Origin of the sequence: Embleya sp. NBC_00896 (assembly GCF_045207785.1) — a bacterium.
Classification (GTDB): Bacteria; Actinomycetota; Actinomycetes; order Streptomycetales; family Streptomycetaceae; genus Embleya.
Genome location: NZ_CP108776.1, coordinates 1,422,054 through 1,440,567, shown reverse-complemented (window position 1 = coordinate 1,440,567; position 18,514 = coordinate 1,422,054). Strand labels below are relative to the sequence as shown.

The window sequence follows — 18,514 nt, the reverse complement described above, 5'->3', positions numbered from 1 at the left end:
GACCGACCCGGCGACCGATCCGACCACCGAAACGGCCCGCCGGGCACCCACGACGAGCTCGACGACCGCGCCGAACCCGCCGCACGGAAAAGGCTGATACCCCATGGCGAACGAAGAGAAGCTGCGTGACTACCTCACCCGGGTGACCGCCGACCTGCACCAGGCCCGGCGTCGGCTGCGCGAGAACGAGGAAGCCAGGAGCGAGCCGATCGCCGTGGTCGGAATCGGCTGCCGACTGCCCGGCGGCGTGCACTCCGCCGCCGACCTGTGGCGCCTGGTCGACGAGGGCCGCGACGCGGTCGGCGGCTTCCCCGCCGACCGCGGCTGGGACCTGGACGGGTTGTACGACGCGGACCCGGACGCGGTCGGCAAGACCTATACGCGGCAGGGCGGATTCCTCCACGACGCCGGGGAGTTCGACGCGGCCTTCTTCGGCGTCTCGCCGCGCGAGGCGCTCGCCGCCGATCCGCAGCAGCGGCTGCTCCTGGAGACCGCGTGGGAGGCGCTGGAGGACGCCGGGATCGACCCGACGTCGGTTCGCGGCTCGGCCACCGGCGTCTTCGCGGGGGTGATCGCGCAGGAGTACACGCCGCGCCTGTACAAGACCACGCCGGACCGAGTCGACGGCTACGTCCTGACCGGCAGCACGACGAGCGTCGCGTCCGGCCGGATCTCCTACACGTTCGGCTTCGAGGGCCCGGCCGTGACCGTGGACACCGCCTGCTCGTCGTCCCTGGTGGCCATGCACCTGGCCGCCCAGTCGCTGCGCTCCGGCGAGTGCGATCTCGCGCTCGCGGGCGGTGCCACGGTGATGGCCTCGCCGGGGATGTTCGTCGAGTTCTCCCGCCAGCGCGGGTTGTCGGCGGACGGACGCTGCAAGGCGTTCGCGGGTGCGGCGGACGGTACGGGCTGGGCCGAAGGGGTCGGACTGCTGGTCCTGGAGCGGCTCTCCGACGCGCGCAAGGCCGGGCACCGGGTGCTCGCCGTGCTCCGGGGCAGCGCGGTCAACCAGGACGGCACGAGCAGCCAGCTCACCGCGCCGAACGGGCCGTCCCAGCAGCGGGTGATCCGGCAGGCGCTCGCCAACGCGGGCCTGACCACCGCGGATGTGGACGTGGTCGAGGCGCACGGCACGGGCACCCGACTCGGCGACCCGATCGAGGCACAGGCCCTGCTCGCGACCTACGGCCGGGACCGACCGGCCGATCGGCCGCTGTGGCTGGGCTCGTTGAAGTCCAACATCGGGCACGCGCAGGCGGCCGCCGGCGTGGCCGGTGTGATCAAGATGGTCGAGGCGCTGCGGCATGGCGTGCTCCCGAGGACGTTGCACGTGGACGAGCCGACCACGCACGTGGACTGGTCCTCGGGCGGAGTACGGCTGCTGACGGAGGCTCGGCCCTGGCCGACCGGGGCGGGCCCGCGCCGGGCCGCGGTGTCGGCGTTCGGGGTGAGCGGGACCAACGCGCACGTGATCCTCGAACTCCCGGAGGACGAGGGCGCACCCGAACCCCAGTCGGCCCAGGCGCCGGCTCCGGAGCCGGCCTCGATCCCGTGGGTCCTCTCCGCCAAGTCGCCGGAGGCGCTGCGGGCGCAGGCGAGCCGGCTGGAAGCCGCGTTGGAGCCGGGGGTACGCGCCGGTGACATCGGCCACTCGCTGGTGTCATCGCGCTCGGTGTTCGGCGAGCGGGCGGTCGTCGTGGGCCCGGATCGAGCCGCCCTGGCCGACGGACTCGGCGCACTGGCGCGCGGTGAATCGGCCGCCGGGGTGGTGACCGGCTCGGCGGACGCGGTCGGCGGGACCGTCTTCGTCTTCCCCGGGCAGGGGTCGCAGTGGGTCGGGATGGCGGCCGAACTGTACAGCCAGGCACCGGTCTTCGCGGCGCGCTTCGACGAGTGCGCGAAGGCCCTGGAGGCGTTCGTGGACTGGTCTCCGGTCGATGTGCTGACGGGTGTGGAGGGTGCGCCTTCGTTGGATCGGGTGGATGTGGTTCAGCCGGTCCTGTGGGCGGTGCTCGTGTCGCTGGCCGAGGTCTGGCGCTCCTACGGGGTCGAGCCGGCCGCGCTGGTCGGCCATTCGCAGGGCGAGATTGCCGCTGCGGTCGTGGCCGGCGGGCTGTCCCTGGAGGACGGGGCCACGGTCGTCGCGCTGCGCAGTCGCGCGATCGTGGCCCTGGCCGGGCGTGGCGGGATGGCGTCGGTGGCGGAGTCGGTCGAGCGGGTGCGTGAGCGGATCGTCGTGTGGGGTGGGCGGGTATCCGTGGCGGCGGTGAATGGTCCGGGGCAGGTGGTGGTGTCCGGGGAGCCGGACGTGTTGGTGGAGTTGGTGGCGGCGGTGTCGGCCGAGGGTGGTCGGGCGCGGTTGATTCCGGTGGATTACGCGTCGCATTCGGCGCAGGTGGAGGAGATTCGGGCGCGGATCGTGGCGGATCTGGCCGGGGTCGTGCCGGTGTCGGGGTCGGTTCCGGTGTGGTCGACGGTGACCGGTGATTGGATCGACACGGCGGCGATGGACGGTGCCTACTGGGCCACGAATCTGCGGGAGACGGTCCGGTTCGAGGAAGCGGTGCGTGGCCTCGCGGCGTCCGGGCACGGCGTGTTCGTGGAGGTCAGCCCGCACCCCGTGCTGACCGCCGCGATCCAGGACACGCTGGAGGACGTCGGCGTCGGCGCATCGGTGGTGGTGGGCACGCTGCGTCGCGACCAGGGCGGATTGGCGCGGCTGCACGCGTCGCTGGCCGAGGCGTTCGTTCGCGGTGTCCCCGTCGCGTGGGCCGCCGCGTTCGAGGACGCCGCCGCGGAGCGGGTGTCGCTGCCGACCTACGCGTTCCAGCGCGAGAGATTCTGGCTGGACACCGGCGAGAACGCCGAACCCGCCGCGGCCGCCGTGGACTCCGCGTTCTGGGACCTGGTCGAGACCGCCGACCCGGCGGGCCTGTCGGCCGCGCTGGGCGATGTCGACGGCGACCTCGCCGAGCCGCTGGGCGCGGTCCTGCCCGCGCTGTCCTCATGGTGGGAGCGTCGCCGCTCCGGCGTCACGACGGACGCGTGGCGGCATCGCATCGTGTGGCGCCCGGTGGCCGGCACGGCCCTCGGACGGCTCACCGGCACGTGGCTGCTGCTCGTTCCCGAAGAGCTCGCGTCGTCCCCGTGGGCGCGGTGGTTCGGTGCCGCGCTGCCGGCGGCGGGCGCGCGTGCGCTTCCGGTCGTGATCGGCCGGGCCGACGGCGATCGCGCGACCCTCGGGGCGCGGTTGGCCGCCGCGGACGGGCCGGTGACGGGTATCGTCTCGCTGCTCGCCTTGGCGGAGGGGTCCGCGCCCGGCCACGACTCGGTGCCGTGGGGTGCCGCCGCGACGGTGGCCCTCGTACAGAGTCTGGACGACGCCGATGTCGTCGCCCCGCTGTGGAACGTGACCAGTGGCGCGGTGTCGGTCGGCGCGGACGATCCGATCCGGATACCGGAGCAGGCGCAGGTGTGGGGCTTCGGCGGCATCGTCGCCGCCGAACTCCCGGACGCCTGGGGCGGGTTGATCGACGTCCCGGCCGAGGTGTCGGACGACGTGTCGGCCGCTCGGCTGGCCGCCGTGCTGTCCGAGGCGGCCGGCGAGACCGAGGTCGCGGTGCGCGGATCGGGCGTGTGGGCACGCAGGTTGGTGCGGGCACCGCAGGGCGCGGAGCCGGATGCCGGGTCGTGGCAGCCGTCGGGGACCGTGCTCGTCACGGGTGGCACCGGTGCGCTGGGCGGACACGTGGCCCGCTGGGTCGCGGCGCGCGGTGCCGAGCACGTCCTGCTGGTGAGCCGGTCGGGCGGCTCCGCTCCCGAGGCCGAGGCGCTCGCCGCCGACGTGGCCGGGTTCGGCGCCCGGGTGTCGTTCGCGGCCTGTGACGTCGGCGATCGGGACGCCTTGGCGGCCGTACTCGCGGGCGTGCCCGCGGAGTTCCCGCTGACGGCCGTCGTGCACGCGGCGGCGGTGTTGGACGACGCGGTGATCGGCGAGCTGACCCTCGATCAGATCGACCGCGTACTGCGGGTCAAGGTGGACGGCGCCCGACACCTCGACGAACTGACCCGCGACCTGGACCTGTCCGCGTTCGTGCTGTTCTCGTCGCTCGCCGGCATCTGCGGCGTGCCCGGTCAGGGCAACTACGCGCCCGGCAACGCCTATCTGGACGCGCTGGCCGGCCGACGCAGGGCCGCGGGGCTCCCCGCCACCGCGATCTCGTGGGGCCACTGGGCCGGCGGCGGGATCGCCGCGCCCGAGGTGGAGGAACGGCTCGGCCGACAGGGCCTGCGGATGCTGGACCCCGACCTCGCCATCCAGGTGCTGGGGCAGGTGCTCGACGCCGGCGACAGCCACCTGACGGTGTGCGACATCGACTGGGACGTGCTGTTCCGCGACCGGCGGGCGCCGCTGGTCACCGAGCTGCTGACCACGAGCGCCCGTGCGACCGCGCCGACCGCGCCGGCGACCGACCCGACCGGATGGGGCGCCCGCCTGGGCGCACTCGCCGAGGCCGATCGGCGCCGGTACCTCGTGGACGTCGTACGGGCCCAGGCCGCCGTCGTCCAGGGGTACGCGTCCGCCGACGCGGTGGAGGCCGGGAAGCCCTTCCGGGACCAGGGGTTCGACTCGCTGACCTCGGTGGAGCTGCGCAATCGGCTCGGCGCGGAGACGGGTCTGCGGTTGCCCGCGACGCTGGTCTTCGACTACCCGACGCCCAACGCGCTGGCCGAGTTCCTGCGCGGCGAACTGCTCGGTGAGGTCGAGGCGCCGATTGGGACCGTCGCCCAGGGCGCCGGAGTGGCCGACGATCCGATCGTGATCGTCGGGATGGCCTGCCGGCTTCCGGGCGGCGTCGCCTCGCCCGCCGACCTGTGGCGGCTCGTCGCGGCAGGCACGGACGCGGTGGGCGAGTTCCCGACCGACCGCGGCTGGGATGTGGAGGGCCTGTACGACCCCGACCCGGACCGGGTCGGCAAGTCGTACACCCGCAAGGGCGCCTTCCTGCCCGACGCGACCGAGTTCGACAGCGGCTTCTTCGGGATCTCGCCGCGCGAGGCGCTCGCGATGGACCCGCAGCAGCGGCTGCTCCTGGAGACCGCGTGGGAGGCGTTCGAGCGCGCCGGGATCAACCCCGACACCCTCGTCGGCAGCCGTACCGGCGTGTTCGCGGGCATGGCGGGCCACGACTACGCGCTCGGCCTGGCCGAGACGCCGCAGGGTCTGGAGGGATATCTGGGCACGGGCAACGCGGGCAGCGTCGCGTCGGGCCGGATCTCCTACTCGTTCGGGTTCGAGGGGCCGGCGGTGACGGTGGACACCGCGTGCTCGTCATCGCTGGTCGCGCTGCACCTCGCGGCGCAGTCGCTGCGCTCGGGCGAGAGTGATCTCGCACTGGCCGGTGGCGTCGCGGTGATGGCCTCACCGGGGATGTTCGTGGAGTTCTCCCGCCAGCGCGGGTTGTCGGTGGACGGGCGCTGCAAGGCGTTCGCGGGTGCGGCGGACGGTACGGGCTGGGCCGAGGGAGTCGGGCTCGTGCTCGTCGAACGGCTTTCGGACGCCCGGCGGTTGGGGCATCGGGTGCTGGCCGTGGTGCGCGGCTCGGCGGTCAATCAGGACGGCGCCTCGAACGGGCTCACCGCGCCGAACGGGCCCTCGCAGCAGCGGGTGATCCGGCAGGCGCTCGCGAACGCGGGTGTGTCGGCGGCGGACGTGGATGTCGTCGAGGCGCACGGGACCGGGACGACGCTGGGCGACCCGATCGAGGCGCAGGCGCTGCTGGCGACCTACGGCCGCGAGCGGGCCGAGGACCGGCCGCTGTGGCTGGGGTCGTTGAAGTCCAACATCGGCCACGCGCAGGCCGCCGCGGGTGTGGCGGGTGTGATCAAGATGGTCGAGGCGTTGCGGCACGGGGTGCTGCCCAAGACGTTGCACGTGGACGAACCCTCGCCGCACGTGGACTGGTCGGCGGGCGGAGTACGGCTGCTGACGGAGGCTCAGCCCTGGCCGGAGGCGGATCGGCCGCGGCGCGCGGCGGTGTCGGCGTTCGGGGTGAGCGGGACCAACGCGCACGTGATCCTCGAACTGCCCGAGACCGCAACCGAGACCGCAACCGAAACCGAGAGCGGGACCGACCCGACGCCGGTGGTGGAGCCCGTCGAGGACGTGCCCACCGTCGTGCCGTGGGTGGTGTCCGGCCGGACGGCGGACGCGCTGCGGGCGCAGGCCGCCCGGGTGCGGGGTGCGCTGGACGCGGCCGACCCGGTGGACGTCGGCTTCTCGCTGGTGACTTCGCGGGCGCTGTTCGCGGAGCGGGCCGTGCTGGTCGGCGCGCCGGAGGGATTGGCGGCCGGACTGGACGCGGTGGCACGGGGCGAGACCGCGGTGGGCGTGGTGTCGGGGACGGCGGAGCCGGTCGGCAAGACGGTGTTCGTGTTCCCGGGGCAGGGGTCGCAGTGGGTCGGGATGGCGGCCGAGCTGTTCGGTCAGTCGCCGGTGTTCGCGTCCCGGTTCGGCGAGTGCGCGAAGGCCCTGGAGGCGTTCGTGGACTGGTCTCCGGTGGACGTGCTGACCGGTGTGGAGGGTGCGCCTTCGTTGGATCGGGTGGATGTGGTCCAGCCGGTGTTGTGGGCGGTGTTGGTGTCGCTCGCGGAGGTGTGGCGGTCGTACGGGGTTGCGCCGGATGCACTGGTCGGCCATTCCCAGGGCGAGATCGCGGCGGCCGTCGTGGCGGGCGGACTGTCGTTGGCGGACGGGGCCCGCGTGGTCGCGCTGCGCAGTCGCGCGATCGTCGCGCTGGCCGGGCGGGGCGGGATGGCGTCGGTGGCGGAGTCGGTCGAGCGGGTGCGTGAGCGGATCGTCGTGTGGGGTGGGCGGGTATCCGTGGCGGCGGTGAATGGTCCGGGGCAGGTGGTGGTGTCCGGGGAGCCGGACGTGTTGGTGGAGTTGGTGGCGGCGGTGTCGGCCGAGGGTGGTCGGGCGCGGTTGATTCCGGTGGATTACGCGTCGCATTCGGCGCAGGTGGAGGAGATTCGGGCGCGGATCGTGGCGGATCTTGCCGGGGTCGTGCCGGTGTCGGGGTCGGTTCCGGTGTGGTCGACGGTGACCGGTGATTGGATCGATACGGCGGCGATGGACGGTGCCTATTGGGCCACGAACCTGCGGGAGACCGTGCGGTTCGAGGAAGCGGTGCGTGGCCTCGCGGCGTCCGGGCACGGCGTGTTCGTCGAGGTCAGCCCGCACCCCGTGCTGACCGCCGCGATCGACGAGACGCTCGACGATGCCGGGGTGGCGAACCCCGTCGTGGTCGGGACGCTACGCCGCGATCAGGGCGGCGCGCAGCGCCTGTACACCTCGCTTGCGGAAGCGTTCGTGCGCGGCGTCGCCGTGGACTGGAGCGCCGCCTTCGCCGCCGGCCGGCCGCGCGTGGTCGAGCTGCCCACGTACCCGTTCGAGCGCAAGCGCTACTGGCTCGAAGCGGGCCCGAAGGCCGGCGCGGCGGCCGACACCGGCTCGGCGGCCTCGATCGACGCGGCCTTCTGGGAGCTCGTCGAGAGCGGCGACCAGGCCGGATTGGCCGAGGCGTTGGGCTCGGAGACGTCGGCGGAATCACTCGGCGCGGTGCTGCCCGCGCTGTCCTCCTGGTGGGACCGGCGACGCTCCGGAGCCGCGCTCGACGCGTGGCGGCACCGCATCGTGTGGCGTCCGGTCGGCGGGACCGCGCCGGGCAGCCTGCGCGGTACGTGGCTGGTGCTGGCTCCCGAGGAGGACGCCGCGGTCGCCTGGGCGGACTTCGTGACCCCGCTGCTCACGGCGGCCGGGGCCCGGGTGGAACGTGTCCCGGTCGCCCGCGATCAGGGTGAACGAGCCGCCTTGCGAGCCCTGCTGACGGGGCGGCAGGGCCCGGTGTCCGGCGTGGTCTCGCTGTTGGCGCTGGCCGAGGGCACGGTGACCGGATTCGACGCGGTGCCGTGGGGCGCGGCGGCGACGGTGGCGCTCGTGCAGGCGATGGACGACGCCGGTGTGGTGGCACCGCTGTGGGCGGTGACCAGTGGCGCGATCCAGGTCGGCGCGGACGATCCGGTGCGGGCGCCCGAGCAGGCCCAGGTGTGGGGCTTCGGCGGAATCGTCGCGGCCGAGAGCCCGCGTTCGTGGGGCGGCCTGATCGACCTGCCGAGCGCGCGGCCGCCCGCCGACGCCGGCGCGTCCGCCTGGGCCCGACTCGTGGCCGTTCTGGCCGGCGCGACGGCCGAGTCGGATGTCGTGGTCCGGGACTCGGGAGTGTGGGGCCGCCGGTTGGTCCGCGCCCCGCTCGGTGCCGCGCGGCCGGCCCGGACGTGGCAGCCTTCCGGCACGGTCCTGGTGACCGGCGGAACGGGCGCCCTCGGTGGGCATGTGGCGCGCTGGGTCGCGGCGCGCGGCGCCGAGCACGTGCTGCTCGTGAGTCGTACGGGTGCGGCGGCGCCGGGAGCTCGGCAGCTCGTCGAGGACGTGACGGCGCTCGGCGCCCGGGTCTCGTTCGCGTCCTGCGACGTGGGCGATCGGGACGCGCTGGCGGCCGTACTGGCCGCCGTGCCGGAGGAGTTCCCGCTGACCGCCGTGCTGCACGCGGCGGCCATCCTGGACGACGCCGTGATCGGTGACCTGACCCTCGATCAGATGCAGCGCGTGTTGCGGGTCAAGGTGGACGGCGCCCGGTACCTGGACGAACTCACCCGGGACGCCGACCTGTCGGCGTTCGTGCTGTTCTCCTCCGTCGCGGGCATCTGCGGCGTCGCCGGGCAGGGCAACTACGCCCCCGGCAACGCCTACCTCGACGCCCTCGCCGCCCGCCGTCGGAGCGCCGGCCGGCCCGCGACCTCGGTGTCCTGGGGCCACTGGGCCGGTGGCGGGATCGCCGCGCCGGAGATCGAGGAGCGGCTCGGCCGCCAGGGTCTGACCATGCTCGACCCCGCGCTCGCGGTCGAGGCGCTCGGGCAGATCCTGGACGCCGACGAGAGCCACCTGACGGTGTGTGACATCGACTGGGACGTGCTGTTCCGCGACCGTCCGCACCCGCTGGTCGCCGAGATCCTGCGCGGCACCGCCCAGGCGGTGTCCACGGAACCGGTCGAGGCACCCGCGAACCGGCTCGCCGCGACGCTCGCGGAGCTCGCCGAGGACGAACGCAAGCCGTACCTCGTGCAGCTCGTCCGCGCGCAGGCGGCGATCGTGCACGGGCACGCGTCCGCCGACGCGGTGGAGGCCGGGAAGCCGTTCCGGGACCAGGGCTTCGACTCCTTGACGGCGGTGGAGCTGCGCAACCGGCTGACCGCCGAGACCGGTCTGCGGCTGCCGGCGACGCTCGTCTTCGACTACCCGACGCCCAACGCGCTGGCCGAGTTCCTGCGCGGCGAACTCGTGCCGGAGGTCGTCGCGACCACCGACACCGTGCTCGCCGAGATCGACCGGCTCGAAGCACTGCTCGGGCACGTCGCCGCGGATGCCGCCGAACACGCGGCGACCGCAGCCCGGTTGGCCGAGGTCGCCGCACGCTGGGCCGCCAACCCGGCGGCCGGCTCCGGCGGCGCGGCCGGCGCGGCCGGCCTCTCCGAACCCGAAGCCGCCGGGATCGCCGACGAGATCGACTCGGCGAGCGACGACGAGCTCATCGAATTCATCGGCAAGCAGTTCGGAATCTCCTGACTTGTCGGCCCATGGGAAAGGCAGAACCACATGAGTGACCAGCAGATCCGCCACCTTCTCAAGCGGCTGACCGTCGAGCTGCACGACACCCAGGAACGGCTCAAGGAGGCACAGAACCCGACGCCCGAACCGATCGCGATCGTCTCGGCCGCGTGCAGGCTCCCCGGCGGGGCCGAGTCGCCCGAGGAGTTGTGGCGGATCATCGCCGAAGGGGTCGACGTCGTCGGCGACTTCCCCGCCGATCGCGGCTGGGACGTCGAGGAACTCTACGATCCGGATCCCGATCGACCCGGGAAGACGTACACCCGCAACGGCGCGTTCCTGCCCGACATCGCGGGGTTCGACGCCGAGTTCTTCGGCATCTCGCCGCGCGAGGCGCTCGCGACCGACCCGCAGCACCGGCTCCTCCTGGAGACCGCGTGGGAGCTGTTCGAGCGGGTGGGCATCGACCCGACCACCCTGGCCGGCAGCCGGACCGGGGTCTTCGCGGGCCTCAACGGGCAGGACTACGCGGCCCGACTGAACGCCGTGCCCGACGAGGTCGGCGGGTACATCGGCAACGGCAACGCGGCCAGCGTCGCGTCCGGGCGGATCGCCTACTCGTTCGGGTTCGAGGGCCCGGCGGTGACGGTGGACACCGCGTGCTCGTCCTCGCTGGTCGCGCTGCACCTCGCGGCACACTCGCTGCGCAGCGGCGAATGCGACCTCGCGCTGGCCGGCGGCGTGACGCTGATGGCGTCGCCGCTGGGGTTCATCGAGTTCTCCCGACAGCGCGGGCTGTCGATCGACGGACGCTGCAAGGCCTTCGCCGGTGCGGCGGACGGGACCGGGTGGTCCGAGGGCACCGGCCTGGTCCTGGTCGAACGGCTCGCCGACGCCCGGCGGTTGGGTCACCGCGTGCTCGCCGTGCTGCGCGGCAGCGCGGTCAACCAGGACGGCGCCTCCAACGGCCTGACCGCGCCCAACGGCCCCTCCCAGCAGCGGGTGATCCGGCAGGCGCTGCGCAACGCGCGGCTCACCGCGGCCGACATCGACGCGGTCGAGGCGCACGGCACGGGAACGACGCTGGGCGACCCGATCGAGGCACAGGCCCTGATCGCGACCTACGGCAAGGATCGGCCCGAGGACCGGCCGCTGTGGATCGGCTCGGCCAAGTCCAACATCGGGCACACCCAGGCCGCCGCCGGCATCGTCGGCGTGATCAAGATGATCGAGGCGATGCGTCACGGCGTCCTGCCCAAGACGCTGCACATCGACGAGCCGACCCCGCACGTGGACTGGTCGGCGGGCGCGGTACGGCTGCTGACGGAGGCTCGGGCCTGGCCCGAGACCGGGGCGCCGCGCCGGGTCGGGATCTCGGCGTTCGGCGCGAGTGGGACGAACGCGCACATCATTTTGGAACAGCTCCTGGAGCAGTCGATCGCGGAGCCGTCGGAGCTGCCGGAGCCGCTTCTGGAGCAGCTTGTCGAGCCACCGGCCGCGGGTGCCGCGGGTGGCGCGGGTGGCGCAGGTGGCGCGGGTGCCGCGGGTGCCGCGGAGGCCCCGACGACAGCCGTGACGAGCGCGGCCCGTCCGGTCGTCGCGCCGTGGATCGTCTCCGGCAAGACGCCCGCCGCGCTCCGCGAGCAGGCGGCTCGGCTCGCGGCCCATGTCCGCGGCGCCGCGGTCAAGGCCGTCGACATCGTGGACGTCGGCTACTCGCTGGCCACCTCCCGGGCGCTGTTCGACGAGCGGGCGGTCGTGGTCGCGGGCGACCCGGCCGGGTTCCTGGCCGGGCTCGACGCGCTCGCCGACGGCGAACCCGCGACGACGGCGGTGCGCGGCACCGCGTCCGGCTCCGGGCCCCTCGCCTACCTGTTCACCGGCCAGGGCAGCCAGCGCGTCGGCATGGGCCGCGAACTCCACGACGCCTTCCCGGTGTTCGCGGCGGCCTTCGACGAGGTCGCCGCCGCGCTGGATCGGGAGCTCGCGGGACACGTCCCGTACCCCCTGCGCGAGGTCGTGTTCGGCGTCGTCGACGATGCCGCCGAGCAGCTGGGCCGGACGGTGTACGCGCAGCCCGCGCTGTTCGCGATCGAGGTCGCGCTGTTTCGCCTGTACGAATCGTGGGGTGTGCGGCCGGACTTCGTGACCGGCCACTCGCTCGGCGAGCTGACCGCCGCGCACGTCGCCGACGTGCTCTCCGTCGACGACGCCGGGACGCTGGTCGCGGCCCGCGCCCGGCTCATGCAGTCGATGCCCGCCACCGGGGCGATGATCGCGATCCAGGCCACCGAGGACGAGGTCACCGCGGCGCTCGCCGGGCACGAGGACGAGGTCGGCATCGCGGCGATCAACGGGCCGCGGGCGATCGTGCTCTCCGGCGACACAGACACGGCCCTCGCGATCGCCGCCGGATTCGCCGAGCGGGGCCGAAAGACCAAGCGGCTGCGGGTGAGTCACGCGTTCCATTCGCCGCTGATGAGCGGCATGTTGGCCGAGTTCGGCCGGATCGCCGGCGCGCTGACCTACCGGGCCCCGCGCATCCCCGTGGTTTCGAATCTGACCGGCCGACCGGCCGGGATCGAGGAGCTCGGCAGCGCCAAGCACTGGGTCGCGCACGTCCGCAACGCCGTTCGGTTCGCGGACGGGATCGGGTACCTCGCGGACGTGGGCGTCGGCACGTATCTCGAACTCGGACCCGACGGCGTCCTGACCGCGATGGCGCAGGACAGCCTGGCCGAGCCGGGAGGCGTCCACGAACAGCCGCTGTTCGCTGCGGCGTTGCGCCGGGACCGGCCCGAGGTCGACACCGCGCTCACCGCTCTGGGGACCGCGCATGTGCACGGCGCGGACGTGGACTGGCCCGCCTTCTTCGCCGGCTCCGGCGCGCGTCGGGTGGATCTGCCCACGTACGCGTTCCAGCACAGGCGGTTCTGGATCGACCAGCCCGCAGCGGGTGCCGGCGACGCCACCGGGCTCGGCCTCGCGGCCGCGGACCACCCGCTGCTCGCGGCCTCGCTGCGGGTCGCGGCCGGCGGGACGGGCGCGACCGAGCCCGCCGAGGGTGCGGGTGAGGCCGTGCTGCTGACCGGGCGGCTGTCCGTGCGGACGCACCCGTGGCTGGCCGAGCACGTCGTCATGGGCTCGGTGCTGGTCCCGGGAACGGCCTTCGTGGAGGCGGCCATCCGGGCCGGTGACGAGGTCGGCCTGGACACGGTGGACGAACTGGTGATCGAGGCGCCGCTGGTACTGCGCGAGCGGGACGCGGTGCACGTCCAAGTGGTCGTGGGCGCGCGCGAGGCCGACGGCAGGCGGCCGATCTCGGTGTACGCCCGGCCCGAGGACGCCGAGCCGGACGCGCCGTGGGACCGGCACGCGAGCGGATTCCTGGCGGACTCGGTGGATCGGGCGGCGCCGACCGTCGGGGACAGCGGGGACGGTGCGTGGCCGCCAGTCGGGGCGATCGCGCTGGACGTGTCGCAGGCGTACACGGCGCTCGCCGACGCCGGGATCGTCTACGGAGCGGCCTTCCGCGGCCTGCGGGCCGCGTGGCGGCTGGGCGACGAGATCCTCGCCGAGGCGGCCCTGCCCGCCGAACAGCATGCGGACGCGGCACGGTTCGGGATTCACCCGGCGCTGCTGGACGCGGCCCTGCACATTGCGTCGTACCGCAGCCTCGAGGACGCGGGCGACGGCGGGAACCGGCTGCCGTTCGCGTGGAACGACGTCCGGCTGCACGCCTTCGGCGCGACCGCGCTGCGGATACGGCTCACGATGACCGGACCCGGCGATCTGACCTTCCACGCCACCGACGAGAGCGGCGCGCCGGTCGTGTCGATCGGGACGCTCGCGACCCGGTTGGTGACGGCGGATCAGCTGGACGCGTCGAGGGCGGGGTTGCACGACGCGCTGTTCGAAGTCGGGTGGACCGCGCCGGCGGCGACCGTCGCGGGCGACGTCGGGTGGGACGACGGGCTGCTGCTGGTGTCCGTGGACGCCGCCGTGGACCTGTCGGGCGCCGTGGTGGCGGCACACCGCGAGACGGCCCGGGTGCTGACGGCCCTTCAGGGGGATGCCACGCGGATCCTCGTGGTCACGCGCGGCGCCGTCGCGGCGCTCGACGGCGACGCGCCCGACCCGGCCGGCGCGGCGGTGTCCGGGCTGATCCGGTCGGCGCAGTCCGAGCAGCCGGGGCGGATCGTCCTGGTCGACCTGGACGAGGATCCGGCCTCGGCCGCCGTGCTCGGGTCGGCGTACGCGACGGCGCTCGCCGCCGACGAACCGCAACTCGCGGTCCGGGCGGGCGCGGTGTTGGTGCCGCGGCTGCGGCGGCCCGACGTGGTCGACGCGGTCGACACGGTCGACGTGGGCGAGACGGTCGACGCCGTCGACGCGGCAGCCTCGGGGGTCGTGCGGCCGTGGGATCCGGCCGGCACGGTGCTCGTGACCGGCGGCGTCGGGGTGCTCGGCGCGCTGCTCGCCCGGCACCTGGTGGCCGAACACGGCGTACGCAGGCTGCTCCTGACGGGCCGTCGCGGCCCCGACACCCCCGGCGCGGCCGAGCTGGACGCCGAGCTGACCGCGCTGGGCGCACACGTCACGATCGCCGCGGCCGACGTGGCCGACCGGGACGCGGTGGCCGGGCTGATCGCGAGCGTTCCGGCGGAGCATCCGCTCACCGCCGTGGTGCACGCGGCGGGCGTGATCGACGACGGCATCGTCGAGTCGCTCACCCCCGAGCGGGTGGCCGCCGTACTGCGGCCGAAGGCCGACGCCGCATGGCACCTGCACGAGCTGACCCGGGATCAGGACCTCGCGGCCTTCGTGCTGTTCTCGTCGGTGGCCGCCGTCCTGGGCGGCCCCGGGCAGGGCAACTACGCCGCCGCCAACACGTTCCTGGACGCGCTCGCGGTCCGGCGCCGCGCGCTCGGGCTGCCTGCGGTGTCACTGGCGTGGGGCATGTGGGCCGAGGCCGGCGGGATGACCGCGCACCTGGCCGAGGCGGACCGCGCCCGCGCGTCGCGGGCCGGCATCCGCGCGCTGGCCTCGGCCGACGGACTGCGCCTGTTCGACCTCGTGGCCGTACCGGGCTCGGGGGCGAGGGCGTACGACCAGCCCGTGCTGGTGCCCGCGCCGCTCGATCTGGCCGGGCTGCGGGCCCGGTCCGAGTCGGTGCCCGCGCTGCTGCGCGGCCTGGTCCGCCCCGCCCGACGGCACGCCGCCCAGGCGGCCGATGCCGCGGGCGCGTCCTCGCTCGCACGACGCCTGGCGGGTCTGGGCGCGGCCGAGCGCGAGCAGGCGCTCGTGGACCTGGTGCGTGGGGAGGTCGCCGGCGTGTTGGGGGCCGACCCCGAGGGAATCGGCGCGCGCCGCGCGTTCAGCGACCTCGGCATGGACTCGTTGACGGCGGTCGAACTGCGCAATCGGCTCACCGCCGCGACCGGTCTGCGGTTGCCCGCGACGCTGGTCTTCGACTACCCGACGCCGGGCGCGCTCGCCGAGTTCCTGCGGGGCGAGGTGCTGGGCGACGACGCGGCACCGGCCGTGGTCGCGCCCGTCGTCCCGGTGGTGGGGGCGGACGATCCCATCGTGATCGTCGGCATGGCCTGCCGGCTCCCGGGCGGCGTCGCGTCGTCCGGTGACCTGTGGCGCCTGGTCGACTCCGGCACCGACGCGATCGCGGAGTTCCCGGAGGACCGGGGCTGGGACGTGGAGGACCTCTTCGACCCGGACCCGGAGGCGGCCGGCAAGTCGTACACCCGTCACGGCGGATTCCTCTACGACGCCGCCGAGTTCGACGCCGGCTTCTTCGAGATCTCGCCGCGCGAGGCGCTCGCCACGGACCCGCAGCAACGGCTGCTCCTGGAGACCACGTGGGAGGTCATCGAGCGCGCGGGCATCGACCCGACGACGCTGCGCGGCAGCCGGACCGGCGTGTTCGCGGGCGTGATGTACCACGACTACGCGCCGCACCCGGGCAACGTGCCGGTGTCGCTGGAGGGTTACGTCGGCAACGGCAACGCGGGCAGCGTCGCCTCGGGGCGGATCTCGTACTCGTTCGGCTTCGAGGGCCCGGCGGTCACCATCGACACCGCCTGCTCGTCGTCGCTGGTCACGCTGCACCTGGCCGCGCAGTCGCTGCGGCTCGGCGAGAGCGACCTCGCGGTCGCCGGTGGCGTCGCGGTAATGGCCTCGCCCGGCGCGTTCACCGAGTTCTCCCGCCAGCGCGGGCTCTCGATCGACGGGCGCTGCAAGGCGTTCGCGGGCGCCGCGGACGGCGTCGGATGGGCCGAGGGAATCGGCATGCTCCTGCTGGAGCGGCTCTCGGACGCCGAGCGGCTGGGACACCGGGTGCTCGCGGTCGTGCGCGGTTCGGCGGTCAACCAGGACGGCGCGTCCAACGGGCTGACCGCGCCGAACGGGCCCTCGCAGCAGCGGGTCATCCGGCAGGCGCTGGCCAACTCGGGTCTGTCGGTCGCGGATGTCGATGTGGTGGAGGCGCACGGCACGGGGACCACGCTGGGCGACCCGATCGAGGCACAGGCCGTGCTGGCGACCTACGGTCAGGACCGGCCGGTCGACCGGCCGTTGTGGCTGGGGTCGTTGAAGTCGAACATCGGCCACGCGCAGGCCGCCGCGGGTGTGGCGGGTGTGATCAAGATGGTCGAGGCGTTGCGGCACGGGGTGCTGCCCAAGACGCTGCACGTGGACGAGCCTTCGCCGCACGTGGACTGGTCGGCGGGCGCGGTGCGGCTGTTGACGGAGGCTCGGCCGTGGCCGGAGACCGGGAGGCCGCGGCGAGCCGGGGTCTCCTCGTTCGGGGTGAGCGGGACGAACGCGCACGTGATCCTCGAACAGCCGCCGGCCGAGGTGGAGGTGGAGGTGGAACGCGCCGAGGACGCGCCCGACGCGGTGCTGCCGTGGATCGTCTCGGCCAAGCGGGCGCCGGCGCTGCGTGGGCAGGCCGAGCGGTTGGCCGCGTTCGTCGCCGACGGGTTCGATGCGGCGGACGTGGGCGCGGCGTTGATCGGGTCGCGGGCCGTGCTCGAAGAGCGTGCCGTCGTGATCGGTGACCGGGACGGGCTGGTCGATGGCCTGGGTGCCCTGGTCCGCGGTGGTTCGGCGGCCGGGGTGGTGGCCGGATCGGCCGCGGGCCAACTCGGGAAGAGGGTGTTCGTGTTCCCGGGGCAGGGGTCGCAATGGGCCGGGATGGCCGCCGAGCTGTTCGGTCAGTCGCCGGTGTTCGCGTCCCGATTCGGCGAGTGCGCGAAGGCCCTGGAGGCGTTCGTGGATTGGTCGGCGACCGATGTGCTGACCGGGGTCGAGGGTGCGCCTTCGTTGGATCGGGTGGATGTGGTCCAGCCGGTGTTGTGGGCGGTGTTGGTGTCGCTCGCGGAGGTGTGGCGGTCGTTCGGGGTCGCGCCGGATGCGGTGGTGGGTCATTCGCAGGGCGAGATCGCGGCGGCCGTGGTGGCCGGTGGGTTGTCGCTTGAGGACGGCGCCCGGGTGGTCGCCTTGCGCAGTCGGGCGATCGTCGCGCTGTCCGGACGCGGTGGGATGGCCTCCGTGGCGCTGGCCGAGGACGACGTGCGTGCGCGGATCGCCGGATGGGACGGGCGGATTTCCGTGGCCGCGGTGAACGGGCCGACCCAGGTCGTGGTGTCCGGGGAGCCGGACGCGCTCGCGGAGTTGGTGGCCGAGGTGACCGCGGAGGGTGGTCGGGCGCGGGTCATCCCGGTGGACTACGCGTCGCATTCGGCGCACGTCGAGGAGATCCGGGCGCGGATCGTGGCGGACCTCGCCGCGATCGTGCCGGTGTCCGGCTCGGTCCCGGTGTGGTCGACGGTGACGGGCGAGTGGATCGACACCGCGACGATGGACGCGTCCTACTGGGCCACGAATCTGCGCGAGACGGTGCGTTTCGAGGCGGCGGTACGCGGGCTCGCGGGCGCCGGGCACGGCGTGTTCGTCGAGGTGAGCCCGCATCCCGTGCTGGTCGCGGCGATACAGGAGACCTTGGAGGCCGCCGGCGCGACCCGCTCGATCGCGGTCGGCACGCTGCGCCGCGACCAGGGCGGCGCGCAGCGCCTGTACACCTCGCTCGCGGAACTGTGGGTGCGTGGTGGCGAGGTGGACTGGAGCGCGGCGTACGCCGGGCATCGGGCGCGCCGGGTCGAGTTGCCCACGTACGCGTTCCAGCACGAGCGTTACTGGCTGGACGGGAAGCGGACCGCGCAGGGTGGCGCGGTCGAACTCGCGCTGTCGGGTGCTGCCGTGGGCTCCGCCGCCGTCGCCGCATCGGCCGAGGACACCGGCCCGGCGTTGCCGGCCCGGATCGCTGGGCTGGCCGAGGCCGATCGGGACGAGGCGATCCTCGAGTTCGTGCGCACCGAGACCGCGGTGGTGCTCGGGCACGGCGACGTGGCCGGAGTCGAGCCCGAACGGGCCTTCCGGGAACTCGGGTTCGACTCGCTGACCGCCGTCGAGCTGCGCAACCGGTTGAACGCGGGGACCGGGCTGCAACTGCCCGCCACGCTGATCTTCGACTATCCGACCCCCGCGGGCGTCGCCGAGTTCGTCGCGGAGCGGCTCGTGGTCGGGGCGCCGGGACTGCCGCTGCCCTCGGCGCTGGAAGAGCTGGACCGGCTCGACGCCGCGCTGACCGCGGACCTCGGCGACTCGGCCCAGCGGTTGGCGATCATCGGCCGACTGCGGGTGCTCGCGAACAAGTGGGGCGACGCGGTGGCCGCGGCCCCCACCATCTCGGACGAGATCGACCTGGACAGCGCGAGCGACGAGGAGTTGTTCAGCCTCCTCGACGGCGACCTCGAGTCCCGCTGAATCCCC

At 74.2% G+C, this 18,514-nt stretch carries 1 protein-coding gene and 1 pseudogene; both read left to right on the top strand.

Annotated features, from left to right (window positions below; genetic code table 11):
* Positions 1-103: 103 nt before the first annotated feature.
* Positions 104-9,685: a type I polyketide synthase gene (locus tag OG928_RS06590; protein WP_406280489.1), complete on the top strand. Its 9,582-nt coding sequence runs from the start codon at positions 104-106 to the stop codon at positions 9,683-9,685.
* A gap of 126 nt (positions 9,686-9,811) precedes the next feature.
* Positions 9,812-18,221 (top strand): annotated as a pseudogene (locus OG928_RS06585) (type I polyketide synthase); the annotation flags it as partial.
* Between the last annotated feature and the right edge of the window lie 293 nt (positions 18,222-18,514).